The 18,308-nt window shown below is 70.3% G+C and carries 14 protein-coding genes; 4 read left to right on the plus strand and 10 right to left on the minus strand.

The genetic code is table 11. From position 1 onward, the window contains the following. Nucleotides 1-628 precede the first annotated feature (628 nt). On the plus strand, nucleotides 629-886 hold the full coding sequence (locus tag ACGFIZ_RS31510) for a DUF3040 domain-containing protein (protein ID WP_145773073.1): 258 nt from the start codon (nucleotides 629-631) through the stop codon (nucleotides 884-886). Here the strand turns inward: ACGFIZ_RS31510 and ACGFIZ_RS31515 are convergent. Continuing rightward, the gene (locus ACGFIZ_RS31515; protein WP_393426116.1) at nucleotides 881-1,972 is read right to left on the minus strand and encodes an SWIM zinc finger family protein; all 1,092 of its coding nucleotides are present in this window, start codon (nucleotides 1,970-1,972) and stop codon (nucleotides 881-883) included. The genes ACGFIZ_RS31510 and ACGFIZ_RS31515 overlap by 6 nt on opposite strands. Beyond that, entirely contained in the window at nucleotides 1,969-5,169 is a 3,201-nt protein-coding gene (locus tag ACGFIZ_RS31520) for an SNF2-related protein (protein WP_393426119.1), read from the minus strand. The genes ACGFIZ_RS31515 and ACGFIZ_RS31520 overlap by 4 nt, the downstream gene beginning before the upstream one ends. 63 nt (nucleotides 5,170-5,232) lie before the next feature. Here ACGFIZ_RS31520 and ACGFIZ_RS31525 point away from each other — a divergent pair, with 63 nt between their 5' ends. Further along, nucleotides 5,233-6,411 (plus strand): carbohydrate kinase family protein, encoded by a 1,179-nt coding sequence (locus tag ACGFIZ_RS31525; RefSeq protein WP_393426122.1) that lies wholly within the window; start codon nucleotides 5,233-5,235, stop codon nucleotides 6,409-6,411. A gap of 109 nt (nucleotides 6,412-6,520) precedes the next feature. On the opposite strand, the gene ACGFIZ_RS31530 is transcribed toward ACGFIZ_RS31525, so the two are convergent. The 8 genes from ACGFIZ_RS31530 to ACGFIZ_RS31565 form a co-directional block, all read right to left on the minus strand. Beyond that, nucleotides 6,521-7,345: an SDR family NAD(P)-dependent oxidoreductase gene (locus ACGFIZ_RS31530; protein WP_393426125.1), complete on the minus strand. Its 825-nt coding sequence runs from the start codon at nucleotides 7,343-7,345 to the stop codon at nucleotides 6,521-6,523. 34 nt (nucleotides 7,346-7,379) lie between these two features. After that, complete coding sequence (locus tag ACGFIZ_RS31535) at nucleotides 7,380-8,258, minus strand: fumarylacetoacetate hydrolase family protein (protein WP_393426128.1); 879 nt, start codon at nucleotides 8,256-8,258, stop codon at nucleotides 7,380-7,382. A gap of 24 nt (nucleotides 8,259-8,282) precedes the next feature. Beyond that, entirely contained in the window at nucleotides 8,283-9,293 is a 1,011-nt protein-coding gene (locus tag ACGFIZ_RS31540; RefSeq protein WP_393426131.1) for a zinc-binding dehydrogenase, read from the minus strand. Between the two features lie 24 nt (nucleotides 9,294-9,317). Then, the gene (locus ACGFIZ_RS31545; RefSeq protein ID WP_393426134.1) at nucleotides 9,318-11,840 is read right to left on the minus strand and encodes an ATP-binding cassette domain-containing protein; all 2,523 of its coding nucleotides are present in this window, start codon (nucleotides 11,838-11,840) and stop codon (nucleotides 9,318-9,320) included. A gap of 67 nt (nucleotides 11,841-11,907) precedes the next feature. Continuing rightward, a complete protein-coding gene (locus ACGFIZ_RS31550) occupies nucleotides 11,908-13,008 on the minus strand; it encodes a substrate-binding domain-containing protein (protein WP_393426137.1) in 1,101 nt (366 codons plus the stop codon). Nucleotides 13,009-13,113: 105 nt separating this feature from the next. After that, nucleotides 13,114-14,136, minus strand: a complete 1,023-nt coding sequence (locus tag ACGFIZ_RS31555) for an ABC transporter permease (protein ID WP_393426139.1) — start codon at nucleotides 14,134-14,136, stop codon at nucleotides 13,114-13,116. Nucleotides 14,137-14,159: 23 nt separating this feature from the next. Further along, the gene (locus tag ACGFIZ_RS31560; RefSeq protein WP_393426142.1) at nucleotides 14,160-15,539 is read right to left on the minus strand and encodes an NAD-dependent succinate-semialdehyde dehydrogenase; all 1,380 of its coding nucleotides are present in this window, start codon (nucleotides 15,537-15,539) and stop codon (nucleotides 14,160-14,162) included. Nucleotides 15,540-15,568: 29 nt separating this feature from the next. Then, nucleotides 15,569-17,185, minus strand: a complete 1,617-nt coding sequence (locus ACGFIZ_RS31565) for a flavin-containing monooxygenase (RefSeq protein ID WP_393426145.1) — start codon at nucleotides 17,183-17,185, stop codon at nucleotides 15,569-15,571. Nucleotides 17,186-17,561: 376 nt separating this feature from the next. Between ACGFIZ_RS31565 and ACGFIZ_RS31570 the strand changes: the two genes are divergently transcribed. Beyond that, complete coding sequence (locus tag ACGFIZ_RS31570) at nucleotides 17,562-17,903, plus strand: IS66 family transposase zinc-finger binding domain-containing protein (RefSeq protein WP_393426148.1); 342 nt, start codon at nucleotides 17,562-17,564, stop codon at nucleotides 17,901-17,903. Nucleotides 17,904-17,905: 2 nt separating this feature from the next. Continuing rightward, nucleotides 17,906-18,308, plus strand: a 403-nt coding sequence (locus ACGFIZ_RS31575; RefSeq protein WP_393426153.1) for a transposase, incomplete at its 3' end; no start/stop codon positions are given.

Here is an 18,308-nt window from a genome sequence, read left to right on the forward strand (position 1 = left end):
CCGCCCGGCGGGCAGCCGCCGGCCCGCCCGCTGACCGGCTCATCCGCTGTCGGTGTCCGCCCGTGACCGGCCTCGGCCACGCCCACCGGCGGCCGTCAACCGGACACCCGGCGCGAATCGCCGCACCCCTGTGCCGGGTGATCCACTCCATGTCGCCGGCATGGCGGGGGGCAACCGGAGATCTTGGTGGAAATCGGCCCCTCGGGGGCTATTTCGCACCAAGATCTCGAAGAGCCGAGCGCGGATGCGAACCGATCCGGCGTCTTGGAGGAGAGTCGAGTCGATTCACGACGCGGGCACCCCGGGGTGCGCGAACGGGACGCTGACGGCGTACGGGGCGGACGGGTCTTACCGCCCTCCAGCCGGGACAGGCCAGATAGGCCCCGACCGGGGACGCACACGTCCCGACCCGACCGCGGCGTGGCGTTTCGACCCAGTCCCGGGTGATGAGCCGGTTTCACCGCCCCGTGAAACCCAATGCATCGACAAGCCGCCGCTGAGGTGATCGTCCACCCTGGCCCGCGCCACCACCAGACCTGCCGAAAGTAGCAGCAGGAGCAGCGCGTGAGCCGCCGCCGCAGCGGGTATGCCGCCGGACCGCTGATACGCGTGAGGGGAAGGCACCGCCATGCTCAGCAAAGAGGATCAGCGCAGGTTCGAACAGATCACCCGTCAGCTCCGAGAGAGCGACCCGGAGTTCTTCGCCCGGTTGGACCACCGGACGCGGGCCCGGCGAGGCCGGTACCTGATGCTGCTGACCATCGTGCTGTGGGCCTCGCTGCCGGCGATGACCGTGCTGGCCGGCCGGCTGGCCGGCGCGGTCTGCGCGGTGGTGCTGCTGGCCAACGCCGCGCTCATGTGGCGGTTCCGCCGCCGATGGCTATGACCCGGTCGACGGGTCCGGCTCCGGGCGGGCCCGGCCGAACTCCCGGTAGGCCCGGCGCAGCCGTTCCACCAGGCCGGGTCCGCCGAGCGCGGGCGCCGGGGCGCCGAGCTGACGCAGCAGCAGGTCCGGCCCGGTCGCCAGGCTCGGCGGTCGGTCCGGCAACGGGACCGGCGGCACCCAGAACCGGTCCACGGCGTCGGCCAGCGGAGCCGCGGGCAGCGCGGCGAGCGCCCGCGCGGCGCCGACGGCCGGCAGGGCCCGGCCGTCCGCCGTGGACGGAGCCGGCCGTCCCCGGGAGGGCCGCTCGCGGCCGTCCGCGATGGACGGTCCCAGCCGGCCCCCGGTCGGCCGCTCCTCCCCGGACGCCACGGACGGCGCCGGCCGCTCGTCGTCGACCGGCGGGTACGGCGTCGCCCTGCCGCCGGTCGGCGTGCCGACGGTACGCAGGGCACGCAGCCGGTCCAGCAGCTCGGACCGGCGCCGGCCCCGCCAGTGCAGCAGCGCGAACGGGTCCGCGTCGAACGCCTCGGCGAGCAGGTAGAAGGTCGCCGCGAGGTGCTTGCACGGCACGGCGAAGTCGGGGCAGCTGCACCGCTGGGCCAGCTCGTCGACCCCGGCCGGGAACAGGGGCGCGCCGGCCGCGGCGAACAGCTCCTCCAGCTCGGCCGGCAGGTCGCCGGCCAGCAGGCGGGCGCTGAAGAACGCCTGCGCCGCCAGCTCCGCCTCGACCCGCTCCCACAGCCGCGCCGGGAACGGCGCCAGCTCGATCCGCACCCGGTACGGCTCGGCCCGGGAACCCTGCACGCTCGCCGTCACCACGCCCGGGGCGACGTCCAGGCTGAGCACCTGCCCGGCCCGCGCGTACGACCGGCCACGGGTGAGCCGGGTGCCCAGCGCGAACGACTCCAGCACCTCCAGGAACCGGCGGGACCACCAGGACCGGCCGATCGCGCCCCGGGTGCTGCGGGCGCGCAGTCCACCGTCCACGCGGCGGGGCCGGCCGTAGTCGGCGAACCGGCCGGCCGACGCGGGCCCGTCCGACGGCGGACGCCCGGCCGACGCCGGCCGCTGCGAGGGCGGAGTCACTCCACCACCGCCCCGGACTCCAGCGCGAACAGCTCGCGCAGCTGCTCGGTGGACAGCTCGGTGACCCACTGCTCGCCCGTGCCCACCACGGACGCGGCCAGGCTCCGCTTCTCGGCGATCATCGCGGCGACCTTCTCCTCGACCGTGCCGGCGCAGACGAACTTGCGGACCTGCACCCGCCGGCGCTGCCCGATCCGGAACGCCCGGTCGGTGGCCTGGTCCTCGACCGCCGGGTTCCACCACCGGTCGACGTGGACGACGTGGTTGGCCGCGGTCAGGGTCAGCCCCGTGCCGCCGGCCTTGAGCGAGAGCACGAACAGCGCCGGGCCGCCGTCGGACTGGAACCGGGCGACCATGGCGTCCCGGTCGGCCTTGTTGACGCCGCCGTGCAGGAAGAGCACCTCCCGGCCGAACCGGGCGGACAGGTGGCCACGCAGCATCGCGCCGAACTCGGCGTACTGGGTGAACAGCAGGGCCCGCTCACCCGCCGCGAGCACCTCGTCGAGGATCTCCTCCAGCCGGGCCAGCTTCCCCGACCGGCCGGGCAGGGCGGAGCCGTCCCGCAGCAGCTGGGCGGGATGGTTGCAGACCTGCTTGAGCCGGGTCATCGCCGACAGCACCAGGCCGCGCCGCTCGATGCCGTCGCTGGACTCGATCCGCGCCAGCATGTCGTCGACCACCGCCCGGTACAGCGACGCCTGCTCGGCCGTGAGGTTGCAGAGCACGTCCATCTCCAGCTTCTCGGGCAGGTCGGAGATGATCGACGAGTCGGTCTTGAGCCGGCGCAGCACGAACGGGCCGGTCATCCGCCGCAGCCGCTCGGCCGCCTCGGCGTCGCCGTGCCGCTCGATCGGCTCCGCGTACGCCTTGCGGAACGCCGCCGCCGGGCCGAGCAGCCCCGGGTTGGCGAACTGCATGATCGACCAGAGGTCGGCGAGCCGGTTCTCCACGGGCGTCCCGGTGACCGCCACCCGGTGCCGGGCGGGCAGCGCCCGGACCGCCTCCGCCTGCCGGGTCGAGGCGTTCTTGATCGCCTGCGCCTCGTCCACCACCACCCGGTGCCAGTCGATCCCGGCCAGGTCGGCCGCGTCGCGGGCGGCGATCGAGTACGTGGTGAGGACCAGGTCCGCGGCGTGTACGGCGGCGGCGAACGCCTCCCCCCGCGCCCGCTCGGCGCCGTGGTGCACGTGTACGCGCAGCCCGGGCGTGAACCGCGCGGCCTCCCGCTGCCAGTTGCCGACCAGCGACATCGGGCAGACCAGCATGGTCGGCCCCGCCTCGGGCGGGTCCCCGGCCAGCAGGGCGAGCAGCTGCACCGTCTTGCCCAGCCCCATGTCGTCGGCGAGCACCCCGCCCAGCCCGAGCGACTGGAGGAACGCCAGCCAGGCCAGCCCGCGCCGCTGGTACGGCCGCAGCGTCCCGGCGAACCCCGGCGGCGGGTCCAGCGGGGTGAGCCGGCGCTCGGCCTGCCCGGCGAGCAGGTCGCCGAGCGCCCCGTCGGCGGTGACCTCCAGCACCGGCAGGGCGTCGTCGGAGTCGGCCTCGGCCAGGCCCAGCCGGAGCAGGTCGGCGACGGTCAGCTCGCCGGCCGACCGGAGCAGCCGCAGCCCGGCGGCCAGCCGCCGCGGGTCCAGCTCGACCCAGCGCCCGCGCAGCCGTACCAGCGGCGTCTTCAGCTCGGCCAGCGCGGCCAGCTCCTCCTCCGACAGCGGCTCGTCGCCGAGCGCCACCTCCCAGCGGTAGTCGACCAGCGCGTCGAGGCCCAGGCCGCCGGCCGCCGCGGCCACCGTGCCCGGCGCGGTCCGGCCCCGCGCCCGCAGCCGGGCCCCGAGCCGGGACGACGGGCGCTGCCACCAGGACGGCAGCAGCACCCCGAAGCCGGCGGCGTGCAGCACCGGCGCCCCCTCGCGGAGGAACCGGTGCGCGCCCTCGGCGTCCAGGTGCAGCGCCTCGGGTGCGGCCGTACGCAGGGCGGAGTCGAGCTCGGGCCAGAGCCGGCTGGCCCGGCCCAGCTCGGCCAGCAGGGTCTCCTGCGGCCGGTCGCCGAGGCCGTCGACCGTCTCCGGGGCCCGCCAGATCCGCCCGGCGTCGACGAGCAGGCTGGGCTCGTCGGCCGCCTGCAGCCCGAACTCGACCCGCCAGAGCGCGGCGTCGCCAGACGTCTCAGCCCACTGCTCCGCGCCTCCGGCCAGTTCCTCGGCGAGGGCCTCGGTCAACGGGTCGGCGGCCGGCTCCACCAGGCGGAAGCTGGCCCGCACCGCGCCGCCGGCCGCGTCGCGCTGCCAGTCGTCCAGCTCCGCGCGCAGCGCGTCGAGGGCGGCCCGGTCGGCGGCGAAACGCCCGTCCGGGCCGGTCAGGGCGGCCAGCCACGCGGGCGCCGCGCCGGTCTGCCGGCCGCCCCGGATCAGCGCGGTCCGGGTCAGCGCGGCCCTGGCGGCGGCGTCGGTGAGCGCGTCGAGGGCGTCGGCGACCAGCTCGCCGGCCGACGGCCCGTCGGCGGCGGCCCGGGCGGCCGGGGGCAGGGCCAGCGCCAGCGACCGCGCCCAGGCGGCGTCCGCGCCGGTGAGCAGCGGCCGCCACACGGCCCGCGCCGGCACCGCCCCGCGGCCGGGCACCGCCCCGTTGCCGGAAGACGTCGCGCCGCCGGAAGGCGTCATGCGGCCGAAAGGCGTCGCGCCGCCGGAAGGCGTCGGCTCCTCGGGACGGAACGCGCCCGGCGCCGGGGCCTCGGCCGGGGCCACGCCGGGCAGCACCCGGCCCCGGCGGACCAGGTCGGCGGCGAACTCGGCCACCTCGGCGAGGTGCCGCAGGGTGGCGCCGGGCACCCCGGCGAGGTCGCCGGCAGCGCGCAGCAGCGCGAGCGCGTCCGCCGGGGCGTATCGGAGGGCGGGAGCGCGCCAGCCGGCGAGGGTGACCGGCCCGCGGACCGGTTCGTCGACGGCGGTCCGGACCAGCTCCGGGGAGTCCGCGGGCGAGCCCGCCCGGGTGGGCAGGCGCAGCAGCACCGAGCCGGCCTGCGCGGCCGGCGGGCCGGCGTCGAGGGCGCCGGCCAGCGTGGCGCGGTCGGCGGCGAAGGGGTGGGGGCGCTCGCGCGGCGCCCGACCGGGCCGGCGGGGCGCGCGGGGCGGCAGGGCGCTGTCCTCCGCCCACACGGCGAGTCCCGCGCCGGGCAGCCACGCCCCATGGATGACCAGCACCCGCTCCCCCTCGTCCAGACCCCGGCCCAGGATAGGCGGCGTGGTCCGGCTAGCGTCGGCGCCATGGTCGACCTGCTCGTGATCGGCGGCCTGGGGGTGGATCTGCGGGTCAGCGTGCCCGCGCTCCCGCTCCCCGCCGCCGACTCGCTCACCGTCCCCCCGATCGACCTACGGATCGGCAACACCGGCGCCGGGGTGGCGCTGGCCGCGCGGGCGCTGGGCCTGCGGGTGGCCGTCGTCGACGTGCTCGGCGCCGACCCGCCGGGCGCGGTGGTACGCGAGGCGCTGGACCGGGCCGGGGTGACCGCCGTGCTGGCCGCGGACCCGGGCGGGACCCGCCGGTCGGTGAACCTGGTGGACCCGGCCGGCCGCCGGATGTCACTGTACGACCCCCGCCCGTGGCAGGGGCCGCCGCCGTTCCCGCCGGAGCGGCTCGCCGCGCTGGCCCGGGGCGCCGCGCACGTCCACGTGTCGATCATGGACTGGGTCGTCCCGTTGCTGCCGGCGCTGCGGGCCGGCCTGCCGGACGGGGTACGCCTCTCCACCGACCTGCACGACTGGGACGGCGACAACCCGTACCACCGCCCGTTCGCCGACGTGGCCGACCTGGTCTTCGTGAGCGGGGCCGGGCTGGGCGACCGGGCCGGGGAGCTCGCCGCCGGGCTGGCATCCCGGACCACGGTGGTGACCCGGGGCGGCGACGGCGCGGAGGTGTTCGACGGCGGCGGGCCGCCCGCCCGGGTGCCAGCGGCGACGCCGCCGGGGCCCGTGGTGGACACCAACGGCGCCGGCGACGCGTTCGCCGCCGCCCTGATCGCCGCCCGGCTGCGCGGCGCGGACCTGCCCGCCGCGGCGGCGTACGCGGCGCGGGTCGCCGCGGCGGCCTGCGCCACGACGGCATGGAGTACCCGCCGGGGCTGCTGCCGCCCTACTGAGCCGGTCACGGCCGCGCCGGGCGGCCGCGCCCCGCCCGTGGTCAGATCAGACCGATGCGCGGGCTGTGCACTGACCGGACCGCACAGACGATCATCGCCGGACACGCCTTCATGCAGAACCTTCGCCGCGGACACTACGAGCTCGGCCTCGACGCCCCACGCGGGCTCCGCGTGGGCCGAGCGTTCAGCGAGCTCGCCGGCGTTAGTATTTGAGTCAGGCGCGAGCGCGAGTTCACCGCGCCACCCGTCAAACAACGCAACGGCCCCCTCACCGGAAAGGTGCACCCGACTTCTGCTGCGGATATGACTTCGACACTCACATCCTCACAGGTCGAGCGCACCTTTCCCTTATCACCCTCAATGAACGGTGAACCGCTCTGAATGGGGGAGGTCGGGCTTGCCAAAGACGGCGATGGTCATCGTGCTTCGGTCTCCTGCCTGAGCTGCTCCGCGCCTGCGAGATGGTCGAGCACCACGGTCGTCATCCCACCGGTCACGTTGATGGCGGTGCCGGAAATATTGCGCGCCTGCGGACCGAGCAAGTACAGCGCGACGTTGCCGATGTCTTCGGGTGTCTGAGCGCGCCCGAGCGGAATCGGTCGGACATGCTTCGCGAAGATCTCATCGGCGGGCACGCCCGTCTCGGCAGACTCGGCGTCGAGGATCCGCTCCCAGATCGGCGTGCGCACCACGCCCGGGCAGATCGCATTGATGGTGATATCGAGCGGTCCGAAGTCGAACGCCACCCCGGTTGTGAACCCGATGACACCGGCCTTGGACGCCGCGTACGCCGCCTGCAGCGCCGCTGGGTTGACGCCCGAGACCGACGCGATGTTCACGATCGCGCCTCCGCCGTTCTCGTACAGCACCTTTGCCACTGCGTGGGTCGCGCGGAACGTGCCCTCGAGATTCACGCGAAGGATCCGGGTCCATTCGGCCTCGGTGTTCAGCAGGAAGTGCTTCACAAGCGCGATCCCCGCACAGTTGACGAGGCCCCACGGGTTGGCGACCTCGCGACACACCGCCTCCAGGCGCAACGCCGACTCCTGTTCGGTGACGTCCACCGCGAGCGAACGCGCCAGTGGCAGCTCGGCTTCGAGCGGAGCAAGGCTCGCCTCGTCGATGTCGACGAGGATCACGCCGAAGCCCGCGCCCGAGAGCACGCGCGCCACCCCGGCGCCGATGCCCGATGCGGCACCCGTCACGATGACCCATTTAGGCTCGAGGGTGTCAACAGTCATTCGTTCGCTCCATTCTCTTCGCCTTGGGCCAGGATTAGCGAACTGTGCTGCGCAGGATGCCGAGCTTCTCAACCTCGACCTCGACAACGTCCCCCGACCGCATCCATAGGGGTGGCTTCCGTTTCGCGCCGATGCCTTCCGGTGTCCCGGTCGCGATGACGTCGCCGGGTGCGAGCGACATGATGTGGGAGACGTACGAGACGATGTGGGCGATCGGGAAGATCATGTACGCCGTGTTCGAATTCTGCACGTCGACCCCGTTCAATCGGGTGCAGATGGCGAGCGCTTGCGGGTCGCCGACCTCGTCCGCCGTGACTAGGGCGGGGCCGAACGGCGTCGAACCGTCGACCGCCTTGCCAGCGAGCCACTGCGTGCCGCGGTACTGCAGGTCGCGTGCAGTCACGTCATTGAGGATCGAGTAGCCGGCGACGACGCTCAGCGCGTCCGCCTCTGCAACGCGGTGGGCTGCCACGCCGATCACGACAGCCACCTCGCCTTCGAAGTCGAGATTCGTCGTGATGTCTGATCCGCCGATCTCGTCGGAGGCACCGATCAGGGTCGAGGCGAACTTCGCGAAGAGATCGGGGTGCTCGGGGAGGGGCCGCCCAGTCTCGGCGACGTGGGTCGCGTAGTTCAATCCGACGCACAGCACCTTGGCCGGGTCTGCGATCGGTGGCGCCAGACGGAGGTCGCGCAGTGGCGCGATCGGAGCGATCTCGGTGCGCTCTAAGACGTCGTCGATGCGCAGGGACAGATCGGCCAACCGTGCGCCATGCGTCTCCAGCAGTGCCCGCAGGCTCACTGCTGGCACTTCGCCGACAGCTTCGAGGACGACCGCGAGGTCGTAGGCTTCCTCCCCGCGAAGCAGGCCTGGTTGTGGTACGCCGTCGACGACGTAGGTGATGAGCTTCATGTCGGTGGGATGTCCTCGTCGGATCTATTGGTGGATGGATGCGGGGCGGAGCATGACCTTGCCCGCGACGCCGGGCGACCGAGCCGTGTCGATCGCCGCCCGTACGTCGGGGAAGTCGAACACGTGCGACACGCCCGGAGTCAGGTCCAGGCCCGTGCGCTGCACGAAGCGAAGCGCTGGCTCCCAGATCTCCGGTGGCGCGCCGTTGGAGGAGAAGATTCGCAGGTCGCGCTCGTGGATGAATCGGAGTGGCACGTCCTGCGCGGCATCGTGGCTGAGGCCCATAAAGAGGATGCGCGAGGCGCGGTTCGTGAGGCCGAAAGTGGCCGCTTGCGCGCGGGCGTTGCCGGATGCCTCGACGATGAAGTCGACGCCGTTGAAGTCGACGGCGTCGTGGATGTCTGCGCGAAGCTTGTCGGCATCGTGCGGCGCGAGCGCTGCCGCGGCGCCGACCTTGACCGCGAGGTTGCGCCGGTGCTCGCTGGGATCGATCGCCACGACAAGCGCTCCGGAGGCGTTCAGAACGCCGATCATCGCCAAGCCGAGCGTCCCGCAGCCGAAGACGACGGCGGTGTGGCCGGCGTCGATCCCGCCAGCACGCCGGAGACCCTCCAGCGCGCACGCCGTGGGCTCGATCATCGCGGCGCGTTGCGCGCTCACGCCGGTCGGCACGCGGAAGCAGACGGACGACGAGACCGTGAACCGGTCCGCAGCCGCTCCGCGCGCGCTGGTGAGACCGAACCACTGCATCGACCCGAGGACCCCATGTCCGATGACGAGATCTCCGGGAGCGAACTCCACGACGTCACCGCCCACGCCGACCACTCGCCCCGCCCATTCGTGTCCGAGGACGACCGGGTAGTCGACGGGCATCTTCACGTCGAAGTGACCTGCCAGGAGCTCGAGGTCGGAGCCGCAGATCCCCACGAACTCGGGCTCGATGAGCAACTCCTCCGCTCCTGGCTGCGGCTCCGGCCAGTCCTCGATGCCGAAGGTCGTCTCTCCGGCCATCTTCCGGACGATGATTGCCTGCATATTCGGAACCGTTCCTTTCGTATCTCAGTGCGCGGCGTCGTCGGGCCGCTTTCCGCGGATGGCCCCGTAGACGACGATGGCAAGAAGGATGAGCAGCCCTTGGAGGAAGTACTGCCACATCTGGTCGAGGCGCAAGAACACCGTCGCGTTGAGCACCTGGACGAGCAGCGCCGCCCCGAGCACACTCCCGAGGAACGTTCCGCGCCCGCCGAAGACGCTGGTGCCGCCGAGGACGACCGCCGTGATGCTGGTCAGTGTGTAGCTCACGCCTTGGGCGGGATCACCGACGCCGATCTGCTCCATCAGCATGCCCGCCCCGAGGAACGTCAGCACCGCGGCGGACACATAGCCCGCAATGACCGTGCGGTTGATGTCTATGCCGACTCGACGGGCATTGGGCTCATCGGAACCCACGGCGCGCAACCGCCAACCCCACCGTGTGCGTCGAAGCGCGACCTCCAGCGCGACAGCGACCGCGACCAGGACGATGAACACCACGGGCACCGGGCCGATCGCCGTTCCCAGGACCTCCATGACTCCGGTGTCGATCGACCCGCCCGTCGCCGGTCGCAGGATGAAGCTGACGCCTTGGAGCGCGATATACATCGCGAGGGTCGCGGCGATCGCGGTGAACTTCGCAAAGCGGACGAGGCTGCCGTTGACCAACCCCACGACGATCGAGACCAGCACCATCGCGGCGAATCCGAGTAGAATCGATCCGACCGTCGATCCGTCGCTCGCGAGGAACGATGCGATGACCACGAGAAGACCTGCGAGCGGCCCGACGGACAGGTCGATTCCCCCCAGGATGAGTGGGATCGTCTGGCCCAGAGCGATGAACCCGAGTGCCGTGATCGACATCATCATCGAGTTCAGGTTGAACGCGTTGAGGTAGTTGGCGTTCTGCGAGAGCACAAACGCCCCGAGGCCAATCATGACCGCGGCGAGGAGCAGCACCGGCGGATAGTCCCCGCGGAGGAACCGCGACAGACGGGTGCTGCGTGTGCGGGCGACGGACGTCTTGATCGTCTCAGTGCGGGCGGAGACGGCGACATGCACCATCCGCTCTTCGTCGATCTCGTCGCCGACCAACTCGCTGACGACCTGACCCCGCGACATCACGAGGACCTTGTCGCATAGTCCCTCGAGCTCCTTCGAATCGGATGACGCAACAACGACGGGGGCCCCGCGCGAGGAGATCTCACGAAGGATCCGATAGATTTCTGCCCGGGCGCCGACGTCCACACCCTGCGTAGGCTCGTCCGCGAGCACCAGGTGCGGTTCGCCTAGCACCGTCCGAGCCATCACGATCTTCTGCTGATTGCCACCGGAGAGTGCCGAGACCGGCGCGTCGAGCGACGGGGCTTTGACCGAGAGCTTGCCCAGTTCGTCCTGCACGGTGCGAAGTTCGGCGCGTCTGCTGAGGAACGGGCCCCGCAGGTAGCGGCCGAGCGAGGCGATCGCGGCATTCTCGCGGACGGAGAAGCGCATCATCAGGCCCTCGCGGTGGCGATCAGCCGGCATATAGCCCGCCGACTTCAGGAGATCCCTCGCGCGGTACTTGCGATCGTTGACCGTCACGCTGCCGCTGTGGTCGCTCAACCCCGCCAGGGTACGAATCAACTCGACCTGACCGTTCCCCACGACGCCGGCGATCCCGACGATGTCACCGGCCCGCGCGGTGAAGCTCACGGCGTCGAAACCTGGCCCGCTCAGCCCGTCCACCACGAGGTTCGGCGTTCCACCGGACGGGTCGTTCTTCGGTGGGAACGTGGAAGCGAGCCGTCGCCCGACGATCAAAGCGAGGAGTTCCTCGTCGGTAACCGCCTCGACCTCGACGTCGGCACGTGCGACCTTGCCGTCGCGCAGCACGGTGACGCGGTTCGCGAGATCCCGCACCTCCGCCATACGATGGGTGATGTAGATGATGGCGGTGCCGCGCGCGACCGCGTCGCGCACGAGACCAAACAAGAGATCCACGCTGTCGCTTCCCAGCGGAGCGGTCGGTTCGTCCAGAACGAGGATCCGTGGCTGGACGGCGAGCGCCTTCGCGATCTCCAGCAGATGCTTCTGCGCCACGCTGAGCCGCTCGACCCTCTCGTCGAGGTGCACGTCGAGCCGCACGCACGCGAGGAGCTCTGCCGTGGTTCGGCGTGTGTCACCACCGGCGAAGACCGAGCGCGGCAGCGCGACCTCGAAGTTTTCCAGCACCGTGAGGTCTGGGAGGACCGCTGGGTGCTGGTGGACGATCGCGATTCCATGCTGCGCCGCAGCGCGCGGCGTGAGGCTGTCGACAGTCTCACCGCTGACTTCGATCTCGCCGGCGTCCGGTCGTAACGCGCCAGATGCGACGTTCATGAGGGTCGACTTTCCGGCGCCGTTCTCTCCGAGCAGCGCATGGACTTCCCCGGCCCGGACGTTCAAGGAGACGTCGGCGAGCGCCGGAGCGCCGTTGAAGCTCTTGCTGATCCCGCGCAGGACGAGTACGAGTTCGTCGCCTGCGGGCAGTGCCAAGCTGCGAAGCGCAGTGTTGGGGGTGATGCTCACAAGGTTCTCCTTCGCAACTGGACGGATGCTGATGCGGGGCGCCGCTGGGGCGCCCCGCCCACAGCCGTCAGCCTCCGACGATCGCAGCCTGCTCTTTGCCAGTTAGCTGGGCCGAGAGGTGGATGTCAGCGGGAAGGGACGGATCGCACTGGACGGGGTGGTCCTTCGAGGTCGAGTCCTCGAAGAGGCCCGTGGCGTACACGGTCTCGGCGGGCTCCTTCCCCCCGGTGGCGATCGCTACGGCGTGCTGGATGGCCAGGCGCACGTTGTCGACACCCGTTCCGACCGTGACGAGGTTGAAGTCGGGGTTGGCGTCCTTGTTCTTGTTGAAGAAACAGGCGATCGCGTGGCCGTCCTCGGTAAGCACCGCGGGGATCGACCGGCCGCTCGCGGGGAATCGGGGAAGCGCGCCCACGAGCGACGCGCCGTACTCGCCGACGATCACGTCAATGTGGTCGTAACGAGCGATCGCTGCGGTGAGAACCTGCTGCGTCTTTGCGGGATCCCAGTCGGTGACCTCGAACGGCTGCGTGCCGATCCACTCGTACTTCGCGTCGGTGAGGACGGACTTGAGCCCCTGCTTCTGCGCGAGGCCCTGGCTGTTGCCGGCCGGTCCGCCGATGTCCAGTATCTTGGCACCATTGGGGAATTTCTCCTTGATCCACTGCCCCCAAGTCACGCCGTGGTCGACGAAGTCCGAGCCGATCCATACGTTGTAGTCGATGCCGTTCTTGCCGCCGGGATCGGTGCGGTAGGGCACCGTGACGACTCCGGCCTTGTAGGCGCTCCGCAAAGCAGGAAGGACCGCCTCTCCGGCGTCGGGGAAGACGACCATCGCGTTGACCCCGGTCGCGACCATCGCCTTGATGTCGGAGATGGCCTTCTGGGTGTCGCCTTGTGCGTCGCTGTACTCGAACGACTTGACGCTCGGGCATTTGGCTGCCTCTTGCCGCCCGGACTTGGCGGCGATCTGCCGCCACGCGTTGCCGCCGAAGCCGTCCAGCATGGCGAGGCTGATCTGCTTGTGGCCGCACCACGACGGGACTTCGCCCGCGGTGTCCGAGCCGGTGCCGGGGGTGGATCCGCCCCCGGAGCATGCGCTCAATGAAAGGGCGCCCGAGACGGCCAGCGTCACGAGCATCATCACTCGTTTGCTCTTGTGGTTCATCAATCTCTCCTGGTTTCTGGGTAGGCTTCGCCTACCCCGGCGGGGTCAGGTCGACCCGGGGTGTATTCGTCGCGATCTGCGGTCTGAGGAGCGGCGGGGAACGCTCTAGTGGGTGGCGGGGACGCTGGGCGGCACGCCACCCGCTTTCATGAAGCGGCGTCGTACCGCAGCCCAGTCGATTGTGTAGATGGCCACGCCGACCGCGAATGCCAGCGCCTGCACGAGCGTCTGTGCCGCATACGGCACACCGAGCGCGAGCGTGAACTGGTCCAACTGGGTGAGGAAGAGCGCCGCGATCGCAGTGGCCACGGGGAAGCCCCTGCCGCCGAGGAGCGATGTGCCCGCGAGCACCACCACCGCGACCGAGGGAAGGAGGTAGTTGTTGCCGAGGTACGCGGTGGGCTGCGCCACGACTCCCGCTAGGACGACGCCAGCGATCGCGTACAGCAGCTGTGATCCGACATACGCACCGCCTCTGTATGCGCGGGTCGCGACACCCAACGCGCGGGTCATCCGCACAGTCGCCCCGACTGCCTCGAACCGCCGTCCGGGCACGGTGGTCTTGAGCACGACGACAACGAGCAGGAGCGCCCCGATAGCGATCATCACGGAGTTCGGGACGCCGACGAGCGAGCCCCCCATCGCCTGCGCGAGCGCCGGCGTCGTGCTGCGGGGAACACCGCCCGAGATCCCCAGAATGGCGCCGAACAGCAGGGCGTTCGAGCCGAGTGTGGCGATGATCGGGCTCAGGTTGAGCAGGCCGATCATCGCTGCGTTGAGCAGTCCTGTCGCGATCGCGACAGCCAGCACCAGCAGCAATGCGACGCCGAGCCGATCGTTCGAGCCGTATGGAACGTGGGTGACGATGACCACCGTGATCGACACCGAGCCGGGCACGGAGAGGTCGATGCCGGTCTGCTGGACGACGAGCATCTGACCGAGGCCAATGATCGCAAGGACGGACGCGAACGGCAGCATGCCGCTGACGGCGCCAGGGGCGAGGCTGGACGGCGCGACGAGGAAGCTCAGCCCGACGAGCAGCACGAGCGCCGCCAGCAGTGTGACGAATCCGCGCGAGACCGCCGACCTGGTCGGGCGGAGGCCGGACATGGGCCGTGATGTCGACATTGTCATGTCCTTCGAACGGTCGCTCAGGAACCGGCGACGATGCGGAGCAGCTTCTTGTTCGAGAACTCGTCGAGACCGAAGCGCCCAAGCTCCCGGCCGAGGCCAGACGCTTTGACGCCCCCGAAAGGCAGGTTCGGCTGGCTGCGGATCGTCGTGTTCAGTCCCACCATCCCGACGTCGAGACGGTTCGCGATGGTGTTCGCCAGTTCGAGATCGCGGGTGAACACCGAAGCACCGAGCCCGAAGGGGGTGTCGTTCGCGAGTTCGATGGCCGCGTCCACGGAATCGACCTCGTAGACGACCGCCACCGGGCCGAAGATCTCCTCATGGTAAGCCCGCATGCCGGGAACCACACCGGTTAGCACCGTCGCGGGGTAGAATGCCCCCGCTCCGTCGGGGATCTCCGCGCCGACATGGGCGGTGGCGCCTTGGCGGACGGCATCCTCGACGATCTCTGCGACTTCGTCGCGTCCGCCCACCGACGCCATCGGGCCTAGCCGGGTCTCGTCCAGCAGCGGATCGCCGAGCTGCCAGCCCTTCGCGCGCTCAACGAGTCCGCCCAGGAACTCCTCCCACACGGTGCTGTGGACGATCATCCGCTTGGCCGATGTGCAGGACTGCCCCGCGTTCGAGAAGCGCCCGTTCTCGGCGAAGCCTAGGACCTCGTCGATGTCAGCATCCGGGAGGACGATGAACGGGTCCGAGCCGCCGAGCTCGAGCACGCTCTTCTTGAGGTTCCTTCCGGCCAGTTCGCCGACCTCGCGGCCCGCTCGCTCCGAACCCGTGAGGGAGACTCCCCGCACCCGGGGGTCGGCGATGAGGCCGGCGACCTGGTCGGACGTGATCAAGAGGTTCTCGTAGACGCCAGCCGGCGCCCCTGCATCCCGCACAATGTCGGCGAGGATGACCGATGTCGCAGCACAGGCGCGCGCATGCTTCAGAAGGATGGTGTTCCCGAGCACCAGGTTCGGCGCCACGAAGCGGGCGACCTGGTAGAGCGGGTAGTTCCACGGCATGATCCCCAGGATCGCGCCCAGCGGAGCCGTGCGGACGAGCGCACGACCCCCTCCTGCGACCTCCAGTTCCTCGTCTGCGAGGAGGTCGGGGCCGCGGTCGCCGTAGTAGTCGAAGATCGACGCGGCGAGCTCGACCTCTCCCCGCCCCTGGGCGACGGGCTTGCCCATCTCGCGCGCCATGGAGGCCGCCAGTTCCTCCTTGCGCGCGCGGTGCAGTTCCGCGATGCCGCGCAGGATCGGCGACCGATCGGCGGGCTTCCCGAGAGCCCAGTCGGGGAAAGCGTCGGCGGAGCGGTTGACGGCGGATGCGATATCGGCCTCCGACAGCAGCGGGTGCTCGGCGAGGACGTCGGCGGTGCGCGGGTCGACAGTGACGAAGACGGCCATAATTGCTCCTCTGAGATAGATCGCAGACGTCAGACAGCGGCGGGGACGTGGAAGCTGTAGCTCGGATACCCGTCGCTCGACTCGGCGTCTGTGAGACGGATGTACTTGTCGAGGCCGCCGACGTAAAAGTTCGCGGTCCGCTTCTTTCTCTTGCCCGGAATGTTCGAGCCGAAGATCCACGAGCCCGTCTCCAGGAATAGGGACCCCTCGAGCTCTGCAAGGCACGTGTCGAGCCACGCCTCCTCCGCCTCGGGTCGCAGTTCGATGGTTGCGCCGGCCGTGTCCTTGAGCGCCGATATCGCTCGCGTGATCCAGCGCGCCTGGATACCGATTCCGGCCGGGTTGTTCACGAAGGGGCCGTTCGGGCCGAGGATCATGAACATGTTGGGGAATCCACTGACGGTGATGCCGAACTGGCTTGTCGGACCATCCGCCCAGTGGTCTTCGAGCCTCTCGCCGTCGCGGCCACGGATGTCGACCCCGCGGTAGCTGCCGTCGACGGCATCGAAGCCGGTGGCCATCACGAGAACATCGATCTCGTGGATCCGGCCGTCTGCGGTCCGGATCCCTTCAGGCACGACGGCCTCGATGGGGGTTTCTCGCAGGCTCACAAGCTCGACGTTCGGCTGATTGAAGATCTGGTAGTAGCCCGAGTCACAGATCGGCCGTCGGGCGTAGATTTCCCACGGCGTCAATCTCCGTGCGGTCTCGGGGTCGTTGACGATCTGCGAGATCTTCTTGCGGATGAAGTCCGCGGCCTCCTTGTTAGCGGCGTGGTTGCCGGTGACATCCGAGAACGTCTCCGTGGCGAAGGTGTAGTTGCCCCCCTTCTGCCACGCCCACTCATAGATGCGCTCGCGCTCCTCGGGCGACACATCGAACGTCTTCCGCGTGACCTCGTCCACGCCGAAGCCGATCTTCTCGCGGGTGTAGTTGTCCCACATCTGCTCGCAGTTGTCCTTGAACTGCTGCAGTTCCTCGGCGGAGTACTCGCGGTTTCCGGCCGGCACGGTGTACTGCGGCGTGCGCTGGAAGGACGTCAGATGTGCGACCGACTTCGCGGCCTCGGTCATGAACTGCACGCCGGTCGATCCGTTGCCGATCACGCCGAGGCGCTTACCGGAGATGTCGAGGTCATCGGGCCACTCGGCCGTGTGGACGACCTGTCCCGCGAACGTTTCCATTCCGGGGAAGTCCGGCTGGTTGCGTTTCGACAGCAGGCCGAGCGAGGTGATGAGGAAGCGCGCACGGAACACGCCCGCAGTGGTCTCGACCCGCCAGACCCCGTGCCGATCGTCGAACGTCGCATGGGTCATCTCCGTATCCAGCATCACCCGGGATCGGAGTCCCCAGAAGTCCACGGCGCCCTCGAGGTATTGCCGGATCTCAGGGCCGGTGGCGTAGCGATTACGCCAGGTGTTGGCCTGGTAGAGCTCCTTCTCGAACGGAAGCTGATACATAGGAGCCTGCGTGTCCGAGAGCGAGCCAGGGTAGCGGTTCCAGTACCACGTGCCGCCGATACCCGGCGCCTTGTCGATGATCAGCGCGTCCAGGCCGAGCTCGGCCGTGATCTTGCGCAAGGCGAGGACTCCGCCCATTCCTGCCCCGACGATGAGGACGTCGATCTCGCAAACGCTGTCTGCCATGCTCACTCCTTCGTGCTGTCGGCTCGCCATTCCGCGACCTCGCGGCGGATCACCCGGTGACTTGCTGACTTGCTGCACGACGATACGTCGGCCGAGACCTCCGCACCCGGGCCAGCGATGCGGAATCGGGGGGCGATTGTTCCGTACTCCGCAATGATCGGCGGGAACTCTGCGGCGGCGGATGGAGTCAAGCGGAAGTGATGGATCGATCGTCTCGTTCGTAACTGTTCAGCAGGTTTTTGGCCGCCTGGCTTGATCCTGGTGGTGGTTTGAGTCATCCTGACCGTCGTGTCCGACTCGCCGGCGGTTGTGAGGCTGCTGGAGCGGCTTGCCCGGTTGGAGCAGGCTCTGGCCGAGCGGGACGCGCGGATTGAGGGTGTTGACGCAGCGGGTCGCGGAGTTGGAGGCGAAGCTGCGTAGGGATTCGCGGACGTCGTCGGATGGGCCGGTCAAGGCGCCGCCACGGTCGCGGCGTCTGCCGTCGGATCGGCCGCCGGGCAAGCAGCCGGGGGATGCGGGTTTCACGTTGCGGCAGGTCGAGGTGCCGGACGAGGTGGTGACGCATCGCCCGGCGGCGTGCCGGTGTTGTGGGCGGTCGTTGCGGCGGGCGCCGGTGACGTCGATGGAGGCGCGGCAGGTGTTCGACCTGCCTGAGGTGCGGCTGCGTGTGGTCGAGCATCGGTTGGAGCATCGCCGCGTTGTCGGTGCGCGACGGTGACGATGGCGCCGGTGCCGGACGGGGTGGGCGCCCCGGACCAGTACGGGCCGCGGGTGCGTGGCCGGTATGCCACCTTGCTGCTGGACGCGGTCATCCACGCCCGTGTTGACGTCCTGCCCGATCGCAAGGCCGAGACCCTGGCCGCGTGGCTGCGTGAGCACCCCGAGGTGAAGGTGGTCTGCCGTGACGGATCCGCCACCTACGCCGAGGCGATCCGCGACGGCGCACCCCACGCGGTGCAGGTCAGCGACCGGTGGCACCTGTGGAACAACCTGGCCAAGGCCGTGGAGAAGACCGTGGTCGCGCACTCGGGCTGCTGGCAGCCTGGCCCACCGCGACCGGACCGGCCACTGGACGAACGCACCCGACAACGGCACGCCGCCGTGCACGCGCTGCTCGACGAGG

Source organism: Micromonospora sp. NPDC048830, from assembly GCF_043198215.1.
In the GTDB taxonomy this organism is placed as follows: domain Bacteria; phylum Actinomycetota; class Actinomycetes; order Mycobacteriales; family Micromonosporaceae; genus Micromonospora.

Excerpts from the sequence above, each read along its gene's own strand:
- ACGFIZ_RS31510 (WP_145773073.1), top strand. The coding sequence starts at position 629 with ATGCTCAGCAAAGAGGATCAGCGCAGGTTCGAACAGATCACCCGTCAG.
- ACGFIZ_RS31535 (WP_393426128.1), bottom strand. The coding sequence starts at position 8,258 with ATGAAGCTCATCACCTACGTCGTCGACGGCGTACCACAACCAGGCCTG.
- ACGFIZ_RS31530 (WP_393426125.1), bottom strand. The coding sequence starts at position 7,345 with ATGACTGTTGACACCCTCGAGCCTAAATGGGTCATCGTGACGGGTGCC.
- ACGFIZ_RS31565 (WP_393426145.1), bottom strand. The coding sequence starts at position 17,185 with ATGGCAGACAGCGTTTGCGAGATCGACGTCCTCATCGTCGGGGCAGGA.
- ACGFIZ_RS31540 (WP_393426131.1), bottom strand. The coding sequence starts at position 9,293 with ATGCAGGCAATCATCGTCCGGAAGATGGCCGGAGAGACGACCTTCGGC.
- ACGFIZ_RS31555 (WP_393426139.1), bottom strand. The coding sequence starts at position 14,136 with ATGTCGACATCACGGCCCATGTCCGGCCTCCGCCCGACCAGGTCGGCG.
- ACGFIZ_RS31560 (WP_393426142.1), bottom strand. The coding sequence starts at position 15,539 with ATGGCCGTCTTCGTCACTGTCGACCCGCGCACCGCCGACGTCCTCGCC.
- ACGFIZ_RS31550 (WP_393426137.1), bottom strand. The coding sequence starts at position 13,008 with ATGAACCACAAGAGCAAACGAGTGATGATGCTCGTGACGCTGGCCGTC.
- ACGFIZ_RS31525 (WP_393426122.1), top strand. The coding sequence starts at position 5,233 with ATGGTCGACCTGCTCGTGATCGGCGGCCTGGGGGTGGATCTGCGGGTC.